A 17,158-nucleotide genomic window follows, 5' to 3' on the forward strand; every position below is an offset into this window, starting at 1 on the left:
AAAAGATGCATAGCGGATCTCTATGTATCATTTTGGAGAAATATTTGTAACGAGATGAATTATAGCAGGTCTCTATACATCATTTTGAAGAGAAATTTGAAACGAAAAGATGCATAGCAGATCTCTATGCATCATTTAGAAAGTAAATCTGTATCAAAATGAAGAATTACGAATTTCTTCGGGCATTACTTAGCAAAAAAAATGATGTTCATTGTAACGTTTCAGCTTAACAAAGAAAGAACACTACACGCTTTTCTTCCCTTCGCCACCTTAGTCGTCATTCTTTCGATTATAGGGATGAAAGGAGGTGTTAAGAATGGCAGTAGCTGATTTAATGAATACGCAGCTGCGCTTAGTACTTTATGATGGGAATGATCCATCCTCTGGTGAACCTATTTATAAAGTAAAGAGCTTCAATGGTGTGAAGACAAGTGCAACTGCAGATCAATTATATGCAATTGCTAATGCTTTTGCTGGATTACAGCAACGCCCATTAAATATCATCGAGCGTAAGGATAGCTCAGATATTCGCCAGGCTTAGAAGGGTGTTGAAGCTGTAAAAGTAAGAAGTGGAAAGGAGGGAGAGTTATGAAAAGACTAGAACTAAAGTTTGAGAATGAAGAAGGAAAGATTGTTACGTATTCCTTGGAAGAACCAATTGAGCCAGTGGATCCGGTTGCGGTAACAAGTGCAATGGATGTTATTCTTGAACAAAACGCTTTTTCAACTAGTGGTGGTGATTTAGTCGCGAAAAAGGGTGCACGTCTAGTAGAGAATAATGTTCAGGATATTGAAATCATTTAAGACGAAAGGGGGTTATCATGGGTGCTATCCTAGTGGTGCCCCCTTTACATATGCAGATATAGTTTAATGAGTCTGATTTTATTATCGAAAAACTTGATATAGTTTGAAATTTCGTGTCATATTAATAGATAATAGTAAAAAGAACTGCTGGTGCTAGACCCTCCTTTACTAACTATGGAATAAGGAAGTGAGAGAATTGATTGATATTCACACACATATTCTTCCTGGTATTGATGATGGTGCCAAGACCATGGAAGACAGTCTTGCAATGGCACGTGCAGCGGTTGAGCAAGGAATCCACACAGTTTTTGCAACGCCACATCATCAAAACGGGTATTATATGAATAAAAAACAAGATATCGTAAACAAGGTAAAGCAATTCAGGAATTGTTTACAGGATCTTAATATTCCACTTACTATACTAGTTGGGCAGGAAACGAGAATACATGCTGATTTTATGGCAGAGCTAAATGAAGATATCATAGCACCCCTACAAGATACATCGTATATTTTAGTTGAATTTCCTTCTTTTGAAGTTCCTCGTTATGCTGATAAACTATTATTTGATTTACAAATTGCCGGTTTCATGCCTATTATTGTTCATCCTGAACGAAATCAACAAATAGCTGAGCATCCGTCCATTCTTTATGATTTTGTCAAAAAAGGTGCCCTTACACAGATTACTGCTGCAAGTCTGACAGGTAGATTTGGAAAGAAGACGCAACAGTTATCCTATCAGCTCATTGAGCACCATTTAACACATTTTATTGCCTCAGATGCACATAATACTTCCTCAAGAAGATTTATTTTGCAGGAAGCATTTCAACTCGTAAGGAAGGAATTTGGATGGGATGTCTATTATACATTCATGGAAAATCCACAGCTGTTACTTGAAAATCAATATGTTCATCGCATAGAGCCACTTCTTGTTAAAAAGAAAAATAGTATTTTTAAAATTTTTCCTTAATCGATTGTAAAAAATTACTTGTCACCAATCCTTTTATCGTTTATGATGTTATTATGTTCTTTATAATGAACATTATTCGCGAGTTATTTTAATATTTTACTTTCGAAATATTTTTTTTAAACATAACGTTCTATATAGTGAACAATAAAAAGGAGTACACACTGGTCATGTCTACAAAACCGTTATCAAAGTAGGCACTCGGTCATTCTGTGGGTTGAAATAGACCTTAGATGCAAGTCGTCGATGGAGTGATGTGAGGGAGGGTTAGATGCCCTTATACTATCCATACAAATCAATAGAAGGGGGGAGGAAGTAAGAGTTGAAGTGTTTAGTCGTTACGAATACAGATCGTATCATTAAGGTTTTTTTTATTCCACATATCAGACTACTACAGAATATGGGATTTGAGGTATCTGTCGCTACTGCCGTAACTGACGTGAAAAGTTTGGAAAAAGCATTACCAGGGGTTACATTTCACCATATACCCTTCCAGAGAAACCTCAATCCTTTTGATAATGCAAAAGTCTATTTCTCTTTAAGAAAGCTGCTAAAGCAAATGGAATATGATCTTATTCACGTGCATACACCAATTGCTTCTTTTTTAGTTAGACTAGCTGCACAAAAGGGGCAACCAGTAATCTATACGGCACATGGGTTTCATTTTCACGATAATGGTTCTCGGATAAGTAATTGGCTTTATTTAACTATTGAGCGTGTAATGGAGAGAAAAACAACAAAGCTAATCGTTATCAACGAGGAAGACTATTTGCAGGCTAAAGAGATATTTCCACCGGACAAAATTTACTTTATAAACGGCGTAGGTATTGACTCATCAGTATTTAATCCGGAAAAGTATACCAACTCTATGAAAAGTAGCATAAAAGAAAGGCTCCACATAGATGGACATAAAAAGGTAATTACTCATTTGGCAGAATTTAATTCTAATAAACGTCAGATTGATATTGTTTTGGCTGCAGAACAATTAAAGGAATATAATCAGGAGTTTATATTTCTACTACTTGGGGATGGACCATTAAAAGATGAGATACAAAATGAAATCCAGAGTAGAAATCTAGAACCGTATATTCGTTGTTTAGGATATCGAACAGATATAGAAGATATTTTGAGTATTACAGATATTGGCTTACTAGTTTCGATTCGGGAAGGCCTGCCGAAATCTGTCATGGAAATGATGGCAATGGAAATTCCGTTAATTGTAACGGATATTCGTGGAAATAGGGATCTTGTCCAAAGTGAAAATGGTTTTATCATCCCAATACAAAGTCCGATTGATCTGATGACTTCGTGTCTAACCTTGATTCAAGATGAAAACTTACGACAAACTATGGGGAGGGCAGGTAGAAAAAAGATCCTTGAGAGGTTTGATTTGCGCATCATTTTAGAGGAGTTGCAGACAGTTTATGAAGCATCCCTATATCCAATGGCAAGGGGAGTAGTATATGAGAGGCAAAGTGATCTCAAGCAACTTCCTTAATGTAAAAAATTGGTGGTGATGATGTGAATACTAAAGGCATATTAGTAATATCCTTGGATTTTGAATTAAATTGGGGGGTTCATGACTGTTTACCATTAGAAAGATATCAGGATAATTTACTTGGTGCAAGAAAGGTAATACCTATGCTACTAGAAAGATTTAATAAAAATGAGATACATGCAACATGGGCAATTGTTGGATTCTTATTTTATTCGAATAAGCGAGCTTTATTAAAGGATATTCCCAAGAGTCTACCAAACTATGATAATGAGAAGCTTTCTTCCTATTTACATTTAAAGAGTATCGGTGAAAATGAATTCGTTGATCCGGTCCATTTTGGCTCCTCTTTAGTTGGGCTCATTAGTGAACATGAAAATCAGGAAATTGCAACACATACTTTCAGTCATTATTATTGCTTAGAAAAAGGGCAAACCATTCAAGATTTTGAAGCGGATTTAATGCAAGCAATACATGTAGCAAAGAGAAAAAATAAAACGATTAAATCCTTTGTTTTCCCCCGAAATCAAGTGAATTCCGCCTATTTAAAGATATGTGAAAAACATCAAATAACTGCGTATAGAGGCTGTGAAAGGCATTGGTTATATCGGGCAATGCCAGGTGAGGACGGGGGATTGAAGCGAGCTATTAGACTTCTTGACAGTTACATGAATATTACTGGGGACCATACCTATTCTTTTACCGAGTTAACACGAGAATCGAAACTCATAAATGTTCCATCTAGTCGATTCCTTAGACCATATTCCAAACGATTTCGTTCTCTTGAAAGATTAAAATTAAAAAGAATAAAGGATAGCATGACAAAGGCAGCAATAGAGGGTGGCCTGTATCATCTTTGGTGGCATCCGCATAATTTTGGTGTACACATAGAGGAAAATATGCAAATGTTAGACGCCATTTTGGACCATTTTCTCATGCTAAAGAAGCAATATGGCATGGAGAGCTTAACAATGGAAGAGGTCAGTGAGAAAGTAAGAAGTAAATTGAAGCGTTTATCAGAATTAAGGCTGTTTTAAGGTGAACCTATTGGAAAATAATTTAAAACGTGGTGTTACCAAATGCATTTGTTAATACGGAGAATTGATCTATTCTTAATCGGGCTCCTAATTTGTTGTATACCGTTTATGTTTCATTTGAATTTAATCATTGAATGGAATGTGTCTTATGGTGATATGTTGATGGTTGCCATTCTCATTTGGTTAATCGCAAATAAAGAAAATAACGCGATTATAGCGATTGTTATAAGAAAATATTACCTCATTATCTTGTACAGTCTACTGCTTATTTATTGCTGTATCTTAAGCATGGTGAATTACTTTACGAATATATTCGTTGATATTCCCTATGGTATATCCTCAGTAGTAAAGTTAACCATTAACTTTTTATACATAATTGTTTTCTTGATTTTTTTGGAAAAATATAAAGAAGCATTGCTACAACATATTCTTCGCTGGTGGAAATATACTGCAATCGCGATTTCTATTATTTGTATTGGAAGTGTTATTTTATATCGAATGGGTATTGATAACGGGCTAACCTTAGATGGACGTGCACAGGCAACATTAAATGATCCAAATTTAGCAGCCTTATACTTAATTGTTTCTTTTTCTATTATCGCTCTTTCCTCCATCTATTTACAAAAAAGAACGGTGATTAATCCTTCCATGGTTATTGTGTTAGTAGCTTTATTCTCAACAGCATCACGTGGTGGAACTTTGAGTATTATGCTTGGTCTAAGCTTTGTTTTGTATCTATGCTTCATATCAGGGAGAATTAAGGAATTAATTTTGTTTATCTGTGTTATTGGCATATTTTCTTCTGTAATGTATTGGGTCCATTCCACATCTGATGTTATTAGCTTTGCGATAGAGAGAGTGTCAAATATAGGATCCAATGGAGATGGAACGTCTTACCGAATTTTTTTATGGAAGTCTGCACTTGAAATGTGGGCAAAAAATCCTTTTCTTGGGGTAGGAATTGGTCAATATATTTCCTATTCACCTGAGGTTTTTGGATATTCCTTAACGAACATCCCACATAATACCTATCTTTCTTTCTTATCGGAAACGGGGATAATCGGGTTTAGTGCTTTTATTTGGTTCCCGGTATATCTCATTACAAAATTAATAGTGGGGCTCATTAGCTATGGAGAAAAGAAGTATTTCTATTTACTGATAGGATTAATTGCAGTAGCCATTCAGGCATTATCAATCAATATTGAAAATATCCGTTTTATCTGGTTATTTATAGCAATTTCCTATGTAGTCGTAGACAAATCATATATACCATATACAAACCAGTAGACAAACTATCATGTCAGCTGACCCTATTGTAGAGAAAATGGAGGTGAAATTGTGAAAGATACCCTTACTATTCAAGATATTGCTCAACTACTAAAAAAACGCATCGTACTAATCGCAGCTCTAACCATTGGTTTTATCGTGATTGCTGCAATTATCAGCTTCTATCTCCTGACACCTACATACAAGTCATCCTCACAATTTATCGTCAATCAACAACAAAGTGATTCGATTCCATTTAGTGTAAATGAGATCCAGACAAACTTAGAGTTGATCAATACATATACCGAAATTATGAAGAGCCCATTTATTCTGGAGAAGGTTATTACCGAATTAAATCTAAGTCTTACCCCAACAGAACTAGGGAAAAAAATTGAAGTCATTAGTAATGAAAACTCTCAAGTAGTGAGTGTTTCTGCTTTGGCTGACACCCCTGAGGAAGCGGCCGAGCTTGCTAATGTGATTGTTACTCAGTTCAAGAATACAATTCCTTCTATAATGAATATCGAAAATGTATTTGTCTTATCAGAGGCAAACCCAGTCTTATCACAGGACCCTGTGTTTCCTAGGCCATTTATTAATATGATTATCGCAGGAATAATAGGAGCAGCAACGAGTGTTGGATTAGTATTCCTTCTAGAATTTTTAAATACAAAGGTAAAGCTAGAAAGCGATATCGAGGTACTAGGAATAACCGTACTAGGAGTCATTTCGAAAATGGCCAGAACAACGCAAAGAAATAGAGAAGCACATAATGATTTTGCTAAGGAGGAGAGGAGCCTTGAGGCGTAAAAATTTGAAAGCTGCTAGAGGTAGTCTAATGACAATAGAAAATAAAAACAAACAGGGTCTAGAACAATTTCGTAGCTTAAGATCAAATATTTATTTTTCCTCTATTGATAAAGAATTACGAACTATTGCTGTATCGTCGCCTAGCTCTGGTGACGGAAAGACGATGACTGCATCTAATCTTGCTGTTGTTATTAGTCAGGAAGGAAAAAAGGTCTTATTAGTAGATGCTGATTTGCGAAAGCCAAGTGTTCATCATGTATTTTGGCTAGAAAATAGATATGGACTTAGTAATTATTTAATTGGACAAAAAACTCTACATACTATCATACACAGTGCGTATCCCAATCTAGACATTATTACCAGCGGTATTGTACCCCCTAACCCATCAGAATTATTAGGGTCTATTCAAATGAGTGAGTTTATACAAGCAGTTAAAGAGAAATATGATATCGTTATTTTCGATACACCACCAGTACTAATTGTGACAGATCCTACATTAGTAGCTAGTAAATGTGATGGATTGCTACTAGTTGTCCGGGCAAAGAAAAATGATATGAAGGAAGTAAAAAGGGTGCAGGAGCAACTAACCTTTGCTGGAGCAAATATAATTGGAGCGGTTTTGAATGGAAAAAAACAACCAAAGGGCTCTTATTATTATCAATAGAAAAGGAGTTAGTTAAACATGGTAGAGGTTCATTATAAGCGCGGATTCATTCACATGATGGATCTATATGGTTCTACTAATATTGAACACAAAAGGGAAGTAGACATTATTATTGCACAAGAGGTGTTGTTTCCGAACAGAGAGAGTGTGAAACATGTATCTCCAAAAGGCTTTTTACATAGCTTTGGTAAAACATTAGTAATTAATTTGAATCGAACAGAAAATGAGATTTTTTCGGATATACATAAAAATGCTAGATATAAGATTAATCGTGCTGAGAAAAGAGATTCTATTAACTATCATGAATTAACGGCTCCGACAGATGAACAAATTTGGGAGTTTAAACAATTTTTCGATCAATTTGCAGCGCAAAAGAAATTACCAAAGGCAAACTATGGAAGATTAAAGAGTCTAAGAGATAAAGAAGCGCTTATTATTTCATATGCCACAGACGAAGATGCTACGGTTCTTTGCTATCATGCGTATGTAAAAGTAACAGGCTATTGCTCCCTTTTATATTCCGCATCTGCCAGATTTCATAATGGGGAGATTCGTAATAAGATTGGTAGAGCGAATCGATATCTCCACTGGCAGGACATGAGAAGCTTTAAAAGAATGGGTCTAATATGGTTTGACTTTGGGGGATTGTTTGTTCATGCAAGTACAGATGGGGAAAATCATATAAATCGATTCAAAAAGGAATTTGGTGGAGAAGAAGTGGATGTTGATAAAAGGATTTATCCTCAGTCCATGATTGGGAGACTAGTAGTCTTCGTATTTTGGTTAAAAATGAGGAAACGATCTGAATTTTTGAGGGCGAGAAGATTAGAGAACAACCGGACATATGTTACGAAGAAAACGTAATAATTTATCGAATCCTATTTTAAAGTGATTGAGGGGAACGATGTGGTATTAAAAAAACTATCATTGAAAAAGAATATTGCCTGGACGTTAGCCGGCAGTATTATATACTCAGTTACACAATGGCTTCTATTAATTGTAATCGCTAAGTTAGGTACTCCAGAAATGGTCGGGCAATATGCCCTTGGGTTAGCAATAACTGCTCCTGTTGTTATGCTTACTGACATGAAGCTTAGACTTTCCCTTGTTACAGACGCTAAAACTAGCTTTCAATTTGAGCATTATTTAGGCACGAGAATTTTTTCTACTATCATTTCCCTCATTATTTTTATACTGATTGTTCTCCTTTTTGGATATGAATTTCATACCTCTATGATAATTATTTTAATTGGTTTGGCAAAATTACCAGAAGCAGTAAGTGATATATTTCATGGTTTATTACAAAAACATGAACGGATGGATTTTTGCACCATTTCAAATATTATTAAAGGGGTTTTAACGGTTATCGTATTTGCAATCATTTTATATAGTACTCAGGATCTAATTTTAGCTATTATTGGTCAACTATTAGTTTGGACACTGATACTACTTTTCTATGATGGGCGAATTGCAAAACAATATACAGCTATTAAAATTAGCTTTCATTTGCCTAAGATAAAAGAGTTAACGAAATTAACTATACCATTAGGGTTTATGGGGCTATTAACCTCTTTTAATACGAATATTCCAAGTTACTTCATTGAACATTTTTTAGGTAAAGAAGAGCTAGGGTATTTTGTTGCTCTTTATTATATTTTGTTAGCAGGAAACCGAGTAGCAAATTCACTCAAACAACCAGCAGCTCCTAGACTTGCGGTCTTATATCAGATAGAAGACAAAAGTGGTTATAAGAAGCTGCTTATTATATTAATTGGCTTAGGGCTTCTTATGGGATTAGGTGTGCTTTTTATTGCTTATGTATTTGGGGATATATTGTTAACCCTTATTTATACTCCTTCGTATGCAGCTTATACTGGGCTATTTATAGCTCTTATGATTGCAGGGATTTTTAATTACCCGTCAACGTTCCTGAGTACAGCAATTATTGCAACAAGACATTTTAAATCTCAGCCATATCTAGCGGCTCTATGGGTCTTCGTTAGTGTGATTGGTTGTATTATTTTCATCCCGCTATTTGGTGTAATTGGTGCTGCACTGGCTGTGATATTGTCATCGTTTATTGAAGCTTTTAGCTTACTTATCGTCTTAATCAGTATTGTTAAGAAAGATAAACCCGAGTTAGGAAATAAAAGAAAGGAGTCCACGTTACTTGAGGAGGTGTCATATTGAAATATAAGGACGTTATACGGCACATGAAAAAGGATGAAGCGAATAATTATTATACGGTTTTAAAAAGAAAATCCGGTGCTATGTTAACCTGGGTAATTTTAAAGCTCTTCCCATCGATTTCCGCTAATTTTGTTACTTTGAGTATGCTGCCATTAAATCTACTAGCTGCTGGCATGCTTTATTATGCAATTGTTTCCTTTAACCTATTGTTTCTATTTATTTCGTTATTGATTTCATTTTTTACGCTTTCCCTTGATTCTGTGGATGGAAATATAGCAAGAATCAAGAAAACTGCTTCAATAAAGGGGGTCTTTTTTGATAGATTAGTTCATAATATTTGCCACCCTTTATATTTCTTTATTATTGGTTTTGCATTTTACGAAACAAGTAATCAAATTGCCTACTTAATCATTTTTCTCATTGTTGGCTTATTAAGTGAGCTATCACCATTCGATATTTCACAGAAGGATGTAGAGGCGTTATTTATTAGGCAGGCTGTTTATCATAACACGATTACCTATAATTATGAATCACATAAAAATAGGGATTATAAAAAACAGCATACGACCAACCACTTTAAATCAACCGTAAGAAAGTGGATAACTACTATACTTATGAATGATTTTTTCTATCTCATGATCCTATTGGATATGTTGATATTTGATAAACAATATTATTTCACCGTGTTCTTGGCGTTCGTTGATATTATCGGTATGATCTATGTCCGAGCAAATATAAACCGTTGGGAAAATAATCTTAGTGAAGTACTTGAGCGATTAACCGTGTATAAAAATTAATTGTACATAAGGGATGGGTGGTGATCATTTGGCTGTTCTTGTTACGGGTGGTGCTGGTTATATAGGAAGTCATCTATGTATTGAATTACTTGAATCAGGCTATGACATAATTGTTTTGGACAATTTTTCTACGAGTAGCCCTGAAGCATTAAAACGTGTTCAGAAAATTACTGGAAGAACATTACGTGTCTACAATGTTGATCTAAATAATAAAATGAATTTAATGCGGATATTTTCTAAGGAGTCTATTGATTCGGTTATTCATCTTGCAGGATTTAAATCCGTTGGCGAATCGACGTCATCCCCGTTAAAATACTATGCCAATAATATAACAGGTACGATTAATTTATGTGAAGTCATGGAGATTTTTAATGTTAAGAAGCTAGTATTTAGTTCCTCTGCTACGGTTTACGCACCAACTAATGATCATATGCCAATATCTGAGAACCATCCACTTGGAGCAATTAATCCGTATGGTCATACAAAGCAAATAATTGAAGATATGCTTCGAGGATTATATCATTCTTCCCCTATGTGGAGTGTTAGTATTTTACGATACTTTAATCCAGTAGGTGCACATGATAGTGGGTTAATTGGAGAAGATCCAAAAGGTGTACCGACGAATCTTCTTCCATATATAGCGGAAGTTGCAGTCGGTAATATTTCGACTCTATTTGTGTATGGAAATGATTATCCAACAAAGGACGGAACTGGGATCAGAGATTATATCCATGTAGGGGATCTAGCAAAAGGGCATAAAGAAGTGCTTAAGCGTACAATGGATACTACTGGCTTTGAAACATTTAATCTTGGTACGGGTAAAGGTTATAGTGTCATGGAGATGATTCAAGCATTTGAGCGAGTATCTGGAAAAAGAATTAATTATCAAATAAAGCCTCGCAGAAAGGGAGATATCGCTTTTTGTGTTGCAGATGTTTCCAAGGCAAAGAATCAACTCGGTTGGGCAGCTGAGAAAGATATAAATACAATGTGTGAGGATACCTGGAGGTGGCAAAAGGCAAATCCGAGTGGGTATAAGCATAGGAATAACCTGTCTTTTGAAAAAGAGGTAATTATCAATGATCGGTGAAAATCTGAAAAGGGTAAGAATGGAAAGAGGACTCAGTTTATCGGAACTAGCAGAAAAGGCAAATATCTCCAAGTCCTACCTAAGCAATATGGAGCGACACTTAAATGAAAACCCGTCTATACATGTAATCATTAAAATAGCAGAAGCACTAGACGTAACCATCCCAACGTTAGTCGAAAAATCACCAAAAAGCAACATAATCGAAACTGAATGGATCGAATTTATCGAGGAAATAAGAAAACTAGGAATACAAAAAGAAAAAATCCAACAACTCCTCCCAATAATTGAGTTCATCAAATGGCAACAAGAAAAAGGTATTGGAGAGAAAGTAGAGGAAATCAAGCAGTGAATAACCGAAGTAACATCTCACTAAAGATGACAAGATGCATGTTATTTCCTCGGAAATATTCGACAAAAATAGCCTCCATTCAAATAACTACTTTTTAACATTATCTACTTTAATACTTGTTTATGTATAGGAATCTTTTATAAAGTCATTCATTGGAAAATAGAAATATTGTAAAGGAAAAACCATTTCAGCTTACAATATACTGAAATGGTTTTTCAATAGAATGTTATAGCATTCGGGAATAGATAAGACCTATGCCCACCACATTTCATCAATGGAGTCTTTTACCATGATTGGTTTTAGCGTTTGAATCGCTTTCGTGAATCCCTCGTTTATGGACATAAGGCCATCTTCGTGTTCGATGCTTACAACATAGTCATATCCGTATAGCCTAAGTGTGCTTATTATGTCTGCCCACACCTTTGATTCGTGTCCAAATCCTACTGTCCGGAAGTACCAAGCCCGATTTTGCATATTAGAATAGGGAGTCATGTCGGTTAACCCGTTTCTGTTAAGGTTCGATTGATCGATTATAGTATCTTTTGCATGAAAATGATGAATAGCATTTTCTTTCCCAAGTATTTTAATAGCTTCTACTGGATCAATTCCTTGCCACCACATATGGCTTGGGTCCAAATTTGCACCAATAGCTGGACCACATGCATCACGTAATTGTAATAATGTGGCAGGGGTATGTACAGAAAACCCTCCATGAAGCTCTAAACCAATCTTTACATTATACTTCTCGGCAAAATTTGCTTTATCTGTCCAATACGGAATAATTTTTTCCTTCCATTGCCACTTTAAGATTTCTTGGTACTCGTTTGGCCATGGGGAGACTGGCCAATTAGGATATAGTGCATTTTCGTGATCACCAGGACATCCCGAAAATGTATTTACAACCGGAACACCGAGCTGACTAGCTAATTTAACGGTCTTTTCGAATAACTGATCTGCTTCCTGAGCAATTTTTTTCTGTGGATGAAGTGGATTGGAATGACAACTTAGTGCACTAATCATTAAACCGCGCCTGTCAATGTTATCCATGAATTCTTTCTGTTTTTGCCCATTGTCTAATAATTCATCAACATCGCAATGAGTATTTCCTGAATATCCTCCTGTACCCAACTCTATTGCTTCAATTCCGCTTGCTGCTACATGATCAAGCATTTCTTCAAGCTTCTTGTCTGAAAATAAGACTGTAAAAACTCCTAATTTCATCCTAAACCCTCCTTAAATGTAAACCATTACATTTATTATACATAATTTTTTTAAAAATAATATATGAATTTACTGTATTCTAAATTTATTCATAATTTATCATTGACAAATAATTCGTTAAAATCTACAATCAAATTGTAATCGATTACATATTTGAAAAGGTAGGAATCTTCATGGCGAATATACAACAAATTGCTAAAAGGGCGGGTGTTTCGATTGCTACGGTTTCCAGGGTGTTAAATAATGCCACTTCCGTAAGCCCGAAAACAAGAAGTAAGGTTGAAGACGCTATAAAAGAACTAAATTATGAACCGAGTATGCTAGGTCGTAATTTAAGAAATTCGGAAAGTCGTCTCTTATTAGTACTTTTACCTAATATTTCCAATCCCTTTTACACTGAAATTATTAATGGGATTCAGGATACTGCGATAGCAAGTGGTTATCATATCCTACTTTGTGAAACGGACTCTAAGCCTGAACGAGAAAATATTTACTTTAATATGGTGAAGAATAAGCTTGCAGATGGTGTTATCTCGATGGATCCGACTGTCAATATGCAAAAATTGAATGAGCTTGCCGAACATTATCCAGTTATTCTATGTAGTGAATATGAGGAGAACGGGGAAATACCATACATAACTGTAGATAGTGAGTTGGCTGCATACCAAGCAGTGAAGCATTTAATAAAACTTGGAAATGAAAAGGTTGCACTCATTACCTCCGATGAAAAATTTCTTTATGCAAGACTACGCCGTACAGGGTATGAGAGGGCATTAAAGGAATATAACTTACCGATTCGCGAGGAGTGGATTTACCATACAAAGGGACTCGATTTCCATTATGGTGTACATGCGATGAGAATGTTATTACAGAACGAGGATAGACCAACAGCGGTTTTCGCTATTTCAGATACATTAGCAATAGGTGCACTGAAAACGATCAATATGGAATTAAAGGATTCAGAGCCTATTGCAGTTGTCGGGTTTGATAATATAAGTTTTTCTAGTATGACCAATCCAACGCTTACTACGATTTCGCAACCAATGTACATGATGGGATGTCAGGCAACGGAAATGCTCCTCTCTAGAATTAAGGGTGAGAATGTAGAAAATATAGTATTGGAACATGAATTGATCATTCGGGAGTCAACGATGGAATAGGTAAGATTATCAAGCGATTAGGAGGTCTGAGCAAATGGGGATTCATGTAGGCATTATCGGTTGTGGTTCGATAACTAAATACCGCCATGCTCCAGAATATAAAGCAAATCCACATGTTGATGAAATTGTTTTTTTCGATAGAAATAAAGGTAGAGCTAAGCAGCTTGCTGAAGAATTTGGTGGGAGCGTAGCTAATACACTGGAGGATTTGCTAAATGATCCTTCCATTGTAGCTGTAAGTGATTGCTCGTCAAATGAAATGCATCATTTTTATACACCAAAAGCGTTATTAAATGGAAAACACGTTCTTTGTGAAAAGCCTCTTGCAATAAGCGTAGAGCACGCGATGAAAATAGTGGAAGCGGAGCGTCAATCAGGTAAGATTTTAATGGTTGATCATAACCAACGGTTTACAAAAGCACATCAAAAGGCAAGAGAAATGATTAAAAATAAAGAATTAGGTGAAGTTCTGACTTTTAGAACTACCTTTGGACATAAAGGTCCAGAGAGCTGGAGTGTATCAAAATCCAATTCTACATGGTTCTTCAAAAAAGAACGTTCATACAGTGGCGTTATTGGTGATTTAGGAATTCATAAGATAGATTTAATCCATTGGTTACTCGAGGATGAAATAGAAGATGTCCACGCATTTCATGGAGCTCTCGATAAAGTAAACGAGCATGGTAACCCAATTGAAGTTCCAGATAATGCAGTCGCAATACTTCGAACGAAGAAAGGGTACTTAGGGACGGCTTCATTTTCCTGGACTTATTATGGAGCTGAAGATAATTCAACAACGATCTATTGTCAAAAGGGAATTATTAAACTTTACCACCGACATGATGCGCAGCTTATTATTGAAATGAAAGATGGAACGAAAATCAACTATGAGCTCGAACATATGCAAACCAATGATAACCAAATGAAGACAGGTGTCATCGATGCCTTTATTGACTGTATTATTCATGGGAAAACTGCACCAGTAACCAGTAAGGAGGCTATTACTTCCTTGCAGGTAGTAGAAAAAATCTTGGCTCAACAAGGTTAAATTTAAATGTAATGGTTTACATTTAAATTTATCAATGAAAACTCAATCAAAAACGAATTGGGGATGATATCATGCAGCGAGTAGGGCTTGTAGGAATGGGGTTTATTGGAAAAGCCCATTTAGAGGCATATCAAAAAATCTCTAATGCTGAAGTAGTTGCCATTTGCACTCGAAATGGAGAAGGAGATGAGGAGCATTTCCCTGAGTATACCTTTATTGCTGATTATGAAACCTTCCTTATGCGTGATGATATAGATATTGTTGATATCTGTCTACCTACATATTTACATGAGGAATATATCATTAAAGCGGCAAGAGCCAAAAAACATATTATTTGTGAAAAACCACTTTCCTTGTCGGTAAGATCTGTGATGAGAATTTATGATGAGGTGAACAAGTGTGGAGTGAGGCTCTTTATCGGGCATGTACTTCGTTTTTGGCCGGAATACCAACTGATAAAACAATATAGTGAGACAGATATGCTAAGGAACATTGACATTGTGCATGCAAGGCGGTTAGGGCAATTGCCTAATTGGAGCACCTGGTTTCAACATCCCCAAAAAAGTGGTGGAGCATTATTTGATCTTCATTTACATGATATTGATTTTGTTTATTATCTTTTGGGAGAGGTTGAGCATGTGTATGCGGCAGGCTCTCAGAATGAATACGGAGCTTGGAATCATATAATGACAACGCTTACTTTTAAAAGCGGAGTCAAAGCGTTTGTGGAAGCATCCCAAAGAATGCCAGTGGGATATCCATTTACAATGGCATTTAGAGCACAAACTCCAAATAATACACTGGAATTCCAATTGACTGCTGGAGAGAACATTGAGGGTATTAATAGTCGTCAATTTGTTTTATATGAGAATGAGGAGATGACCGAAGTAAAGGTCGAGGAGGCGGATGCCTTCCAAAATGAATTAGCGTATTTTGTAGATTGTGTGGAAAGTAATAGGGAGAATAGGATTATTCCATTAAAGGATGTTCAGTATGTGATTAGACTATTAGAAGCTATTAATCTATCACTCGAGACCGGGCATGAAGTGTATATTTAATCACAATTGGTTTCATTATTTTTTACTATATCAATTCAAAAAATTAAGGGGGTTTTCGTAATGAAAAAGTATTTGAAGGTTTTAGTTCTGCTAGTACTCTTAATAGCTCCTGTACTTGCAGCGTGTGGTTCTGATGATGCATCTAGTAGTGAAAAGAAGTCAGAAAAGTCTGGCGACAAGTACAAGGTTGGTATTTTAGCACCGGCTGTAACACATGGATGGGTTGCTGCTGTTGCCTATCATGCAGAGGCACGTGCGAAAGAATTATCCAAGGAGATTGACTATCAAATTTATACAAGCAGTAATGCATCAGAGATGACATCTCAATTAGATGACTTAATTACTTGGGGGGCAGATGCGATTGTTGCATTCCCACAATGGGAAGGGATGGAAGTTCCAATCCAACGTGCTTTAGAGGAAGGAATCAAGGTGGTTAACTTTGACATTGTTATTGATGTACCTGATGTATATCGTGTCGCTGGTGACAACTATGATATGGGTGTTCAAGGTGCTAAGTATATCGTGGACAAGATTGGAAAGGAAGGCGAAGTTGTTATTCTAGAAGTGCCTTCATCTGGTTCCGTCTCAGAATTACGTAAGAATGGCTTCCTTGATACGGTAAAGGAGATTGCCCCTGATTTAAAACTTCACACGTATGCAACTCAATTTACAAGAGAAGATGGTTTGAAGGATTTTGCTGATATTTTAACAAGCTTAGATCACATCGATGCAGTTTATTCCTTGGATGATGAAACTTCAATTGGTGTCTTACAAGCAATTAGTGAAGCTGGAAGAACTGACATAAAGGTAGTAACTGGTGGTGGGGGTATGCAAGAGTATTTCAATATGATGCCAGAAAACGAGGATATTTGGATTCAATCAGCACTTTATAGCCCAGCAATGGTAAAGGATGCTGTAGATACAGCTGTTAAGATACTAAATGGTGAGTCCGTGGAAAAGGAAATCATCATCCCAACTACTGTAGTTGACAGGGATAATTATAAGGAATTCTTAGATGCTGAATCGCCATACTAATTCTTAAGTAGAGATGCTTTGGTTAATGGGAATGGATTACTTTTTAAGAAAAGTAGCTTAAGATATTTTAAATCAGCAAATCCCAAGTTTTCTAATTCGATTGCACCAAAAGGAGGGGTTATGGCTTAGCTGTAGCCTCTCTTTTCAAACATAGGAACTGCTACAATGTT

The 17,158-nt window shown here is 36.0% G+C and carries 18 protein-coding genes; 17 read left to right on the forward strand and 1 reads right to left on the reverse strand.

Translation table 11 applies throughout. The features are described 5' to 3' along the window. Nucleotides 1–316 precede the first annotated feature (316 nt). The 13 genes from HNR27_RS01410 (at nt 317) to HNR27_RS01470 (ending at nt 11,466) form a co-directional block, all read left to right on the forward strand. Entirely contained in the window at nt 317–541 is a 225-nt protein-coding gene (locus HNR27_RS01410; protein WP_429338503.1) for a DUF1659 domain-containing protein, read from the forward strand. A gap of 47 nt (nt 542–588) precedes the next feature. Beyond that, nucleotides 589–804, forward strand: a complete 216-nt coding sequence (locus HNR27_RS01415) for a DUF2922 domain-containing protein (protein ID WP_212920457.1) — start codon at nt 589–591, stop codon at nt 802–804. A 196-nt stretch (nt 805–1,000) separates the two neighbouring features. Then, on the forward strand, nt 1,001–1,771 hold the full coding sequence (locus HNR27_RS01420; RefSeq protein WP_429338504.1) for a tyrosine-protein phosphatase: 771 nt from the start codon (nt 1,001–1,003) through the stop codon (nt 1,769–1,771). A gap of 319 nt (nt 1,772–2,090) precedes the next feature. After that, nucleotides 2,091–3,266: a glycosyltransferase family 4 protein gene (locus HNR27_RS01425; protein WP_429338505.1), complete on the forward strand. Its 1,176-nt coding sequence runs from the start codon at nt 2,091–2,093 to the stop codon at nt 3,264–3,266. Nucleotides 3,267–3,289: 23 nt separating this feature from the next. Then, a complete protein-coding gene (locus tag HNR27_RS01430; protein ID WP_429338506.1) occupies nt 3,290–4,300 on the forward strand; it encodes a polysaccharide deacetylase family protein in 1,011 nt (336 codons plus the stop codon). Nucleotides 4,301–4,342: 42 nt separating this feature from the next. Further along, entirely contained in the window at nt 4,343–5,587 is a 1,245-nt protein-coding gene (locus tag HNR27_RS01435; protein ID WP_429338507.1) for an O-antigen ligase family protein, read from the forward strand. Nucleotides 5,588–5,638: 51 nt separating this feature from the next. Next, entirely contained in the window at nt 5,639–6,376 is a 738-nt protein-coding gene (locus HNR27_RS01440) for a YveK family protein (RefSeq protein ID WP_429338508.1), read from the forward strand. After that, complete coding sequence (locus HNR27_RS01445) at nt 6,366–7,040, forward strand: CpsD/CapB family tyrosine-protein kinase (protein WP_429338509.1); 675 nt, start codon at nt 6,366–6,368, stop codon at nt 7,038–7,040. The genes HNR27_RS01440 and HNR27_RS01445 overlap by 11 nt, the downstream gene beginning before the upstream one ends. An 18-nt stretch (nt 7,041–7,058) precedes the next feature. Continuing rightward, nucleotides 7,059–7,904, forward strand: a complete 846-nt coding sequence (locus HNR27_RS01450) for a hypothetical protein (RefSeq protein WP_429338510.1) — start codon at nt 7,059–7,061, stop codon at nt 7,902–7,904. Between the two features lie 42 nt (nt 7,905–7,946). Further along, on the forward strand, nt 7,947–9,230 hold the full coding sequence (locus tag HNR27_RS01455) for an oligosaccharide flippase family protein (protein WP_429338511.1): 1,284 nt from the start codon (nt 7,947–7,949) through the stop codon (nt 9,228–9,230). Next, the gene (locus HNR27_RS01460) at nt 9,227–10,027 is read left to right on the forward strand and encodes a CDP-alcohol phosphatidyltransferase family protein (protein ID WP_212920466.1); all 801 of its coding nucleotides are present in this window, start codon (nt 9,227–9,229) and stop codon (nt 10,025–10,027) included. The genes HNR27_RS01455 and HNR27_RS01460 overlap by 4 nt, the downstream gene beginning before the upstream one ends. Before the next feature lie 28 nt (nt 10,028–10,055). Continuing rightward, a complete protein-coding gene (gene galE, locus HNR27_RS01465; protein WP_429338512.1) occupies nt 10,056–11,117 on the forward strand; it encodes a UDP-glucose 4-epimerase GalE in 1,062 nt (353 codons plus the stop codon). Further along, nucleotides 11,107–11,466: a helix-turn-helix domain-containing protein gene (locus HNR27_RS01470; RefSeq protein WP_212920468.1), complete on the forward strand. Its 360-nt coding sequence runs from the start codon at nt 11,107–11,109 to the stop codon at nt 11,464–11,466. Before galE ends, HNR27_RS01470 begins: the two co-directional genes overlap by 11 nt. Before the next feature lie 252 nt (nt 11,467–11,718). Here HNR27_RS01470 and HNR27_RS01475 read toward each other — a convergent pair whose 3' ends face one another. Beyond that, the gene (locus HNR27_RS01475; RefSeq protein WP_429338513.1) at nt 11,719–12,687 is read right to left on the reverse strand and encodes a sugar phosphate isomerase/epimerase family protein; all 969 of its coding nucleotides are present in this window, start codon (nt 12,685–12,687) and stop codon (nt 11,719–11,721) included. 173 nt (nt 12,688–12,860) lie between these two features. Here HNR27_RS01475 and HNR27_RS01480 point away from each other — a divergent pair, with 173 nt between their 5' ends. From HNR27_RS01480 to HNR27_RS01495, 4 genes are all read left to right on the forward strand, one after another. Further along, complete coding sequence (locus HNR27_RS01480) at nt 12,861–13,847, forward strand: LacI family DNA-binding transcriptional regulator (RefSeq protein ID WP_212920470.1); 987 nt, start codon at nt 12,861–12,863, stop codon at nt 13,845–13,847. 34 nt (nt 13,848–13,881) lie between these two features. Continuing rightward, nucleotides 13,882–14,895: a Gfo/Idh/MocA family protein gene (locus tag HNR27_RS01485; protein WP_212920471.1), complete on the forward strand. Its 1,014-nt coding sequence runs from the start codon at nt 13,882–13,884 to the stop codon at nt 14,893–14,895. Nucleotides 14,896–14,966: 71 nt separating this feature from the next. Beyond that, nucleotides 14,967–15,953 carry a Gfo/Idh/MocA family protein gene (locus tag HNR27_RS01490; protein WP_212920472.1) on the forward strand — a complete coding sequence of 329 codons (987 nt, stop codon included), beginning with the start codon at nt 14,967–14,969 and terminating at the stop codon, nt 15,951–15,953. A gap of 60 nt (nt 15,954–16,013) precedes the next feature. After that, entirely contained in the window at nt 16,014–16,988 is a 975-nt protein-coding gene (locus tag HNR27_RS01495; protein WP_212920473.1) for an ABC transporter substrate-binding protein, read from the forward strand. Nucleotides 16,989–17,158 lie beyond the last annotated feature (170 nt).

The sequence above is a fragment of the Ornithinibacillus bavariensis genome (genome assembly GCF_050433565.1).
GTDB lineage: Bacteria > Bacillota > Bacilli > Bacillales > Amphibacillaceae > Ornithinibacillus > Ornithinibacillus bavariensis.

Excerpts from the sequence above, each read along its gene's own strand:
- HNR27_RS01410 (WP_429338503.1), top strand. The coding sequence starts at position 317 with ATGGCAGTAGCTGATTTAATGAATACGCAGCTGCGCTTAGTACTTTAT.
- HNR27_RS01415 (WP_212920457.1), top strand. The coding sequence starts at position 589 with ATGAAAAGACTAGAACTAAAGTTTGAGAATGAAGAAGGAAAGATTGTT.
- HNR27_RS01435 (WP_429338507.1), top strand. The coding sequence starts at position 4,343 with ATGCATTTGTTAATACGGAGAATTGATCTATTCTTAATCGGGCTCCTA.
- HNR27_RS01450 (WP_429338510.1), top strand. The coding sequence starts at position 7,059 with ATGGTAGAGGTTCATTATAAGCGCGGATTCATTCACATGATGGATCTA.
- HNR27_RS01470 (WP_212920468.1), top strand. The coding sequence starts at position 11,107 with ATGATCGGTGAAAATCTGAAAAGGGTAAGAATGGAAAGAGGACTCAGT.
- HNR27_RS01475 (WP_429338513.1), bottom strand. The coding sequence starts at position 12,687 with ATGAAATTAGGAGTTTTTACAGTCTTATTTTCAGACAAGAAGCTTGAA.
- HNR27_RS01480 (WP_212920470.1), top strand. The coding sequence starts at position 12,861 with ATGGCGAATATACAACAAATTGCTAAAAGGGCGGGTGTTTCGATTGCT.
- HNR27_RS01485 (WP_212920471.1), top strand. The coding sequence starts at position 13,882 with ATGGGGATTCATGTAGGCATTATCGGTTGTGGTTCGATAACTAAATAC.
- HNR27_RS01490 (WP_212920472.1), top strand. The coding sequence starts at position 14,967 with ATGCAGCGAGTAGGGCTTGTAGGAATGGGGTTTATTGGAAAAGCCCAT.
- HNR27_RS01495 (WP_212920473.1), top strand. The coding sequence starts at position 16,014 with ATGAAAAAGTATTTGAAGGTTTTAGTTCTGCTAGTACTCTTAATAGCT.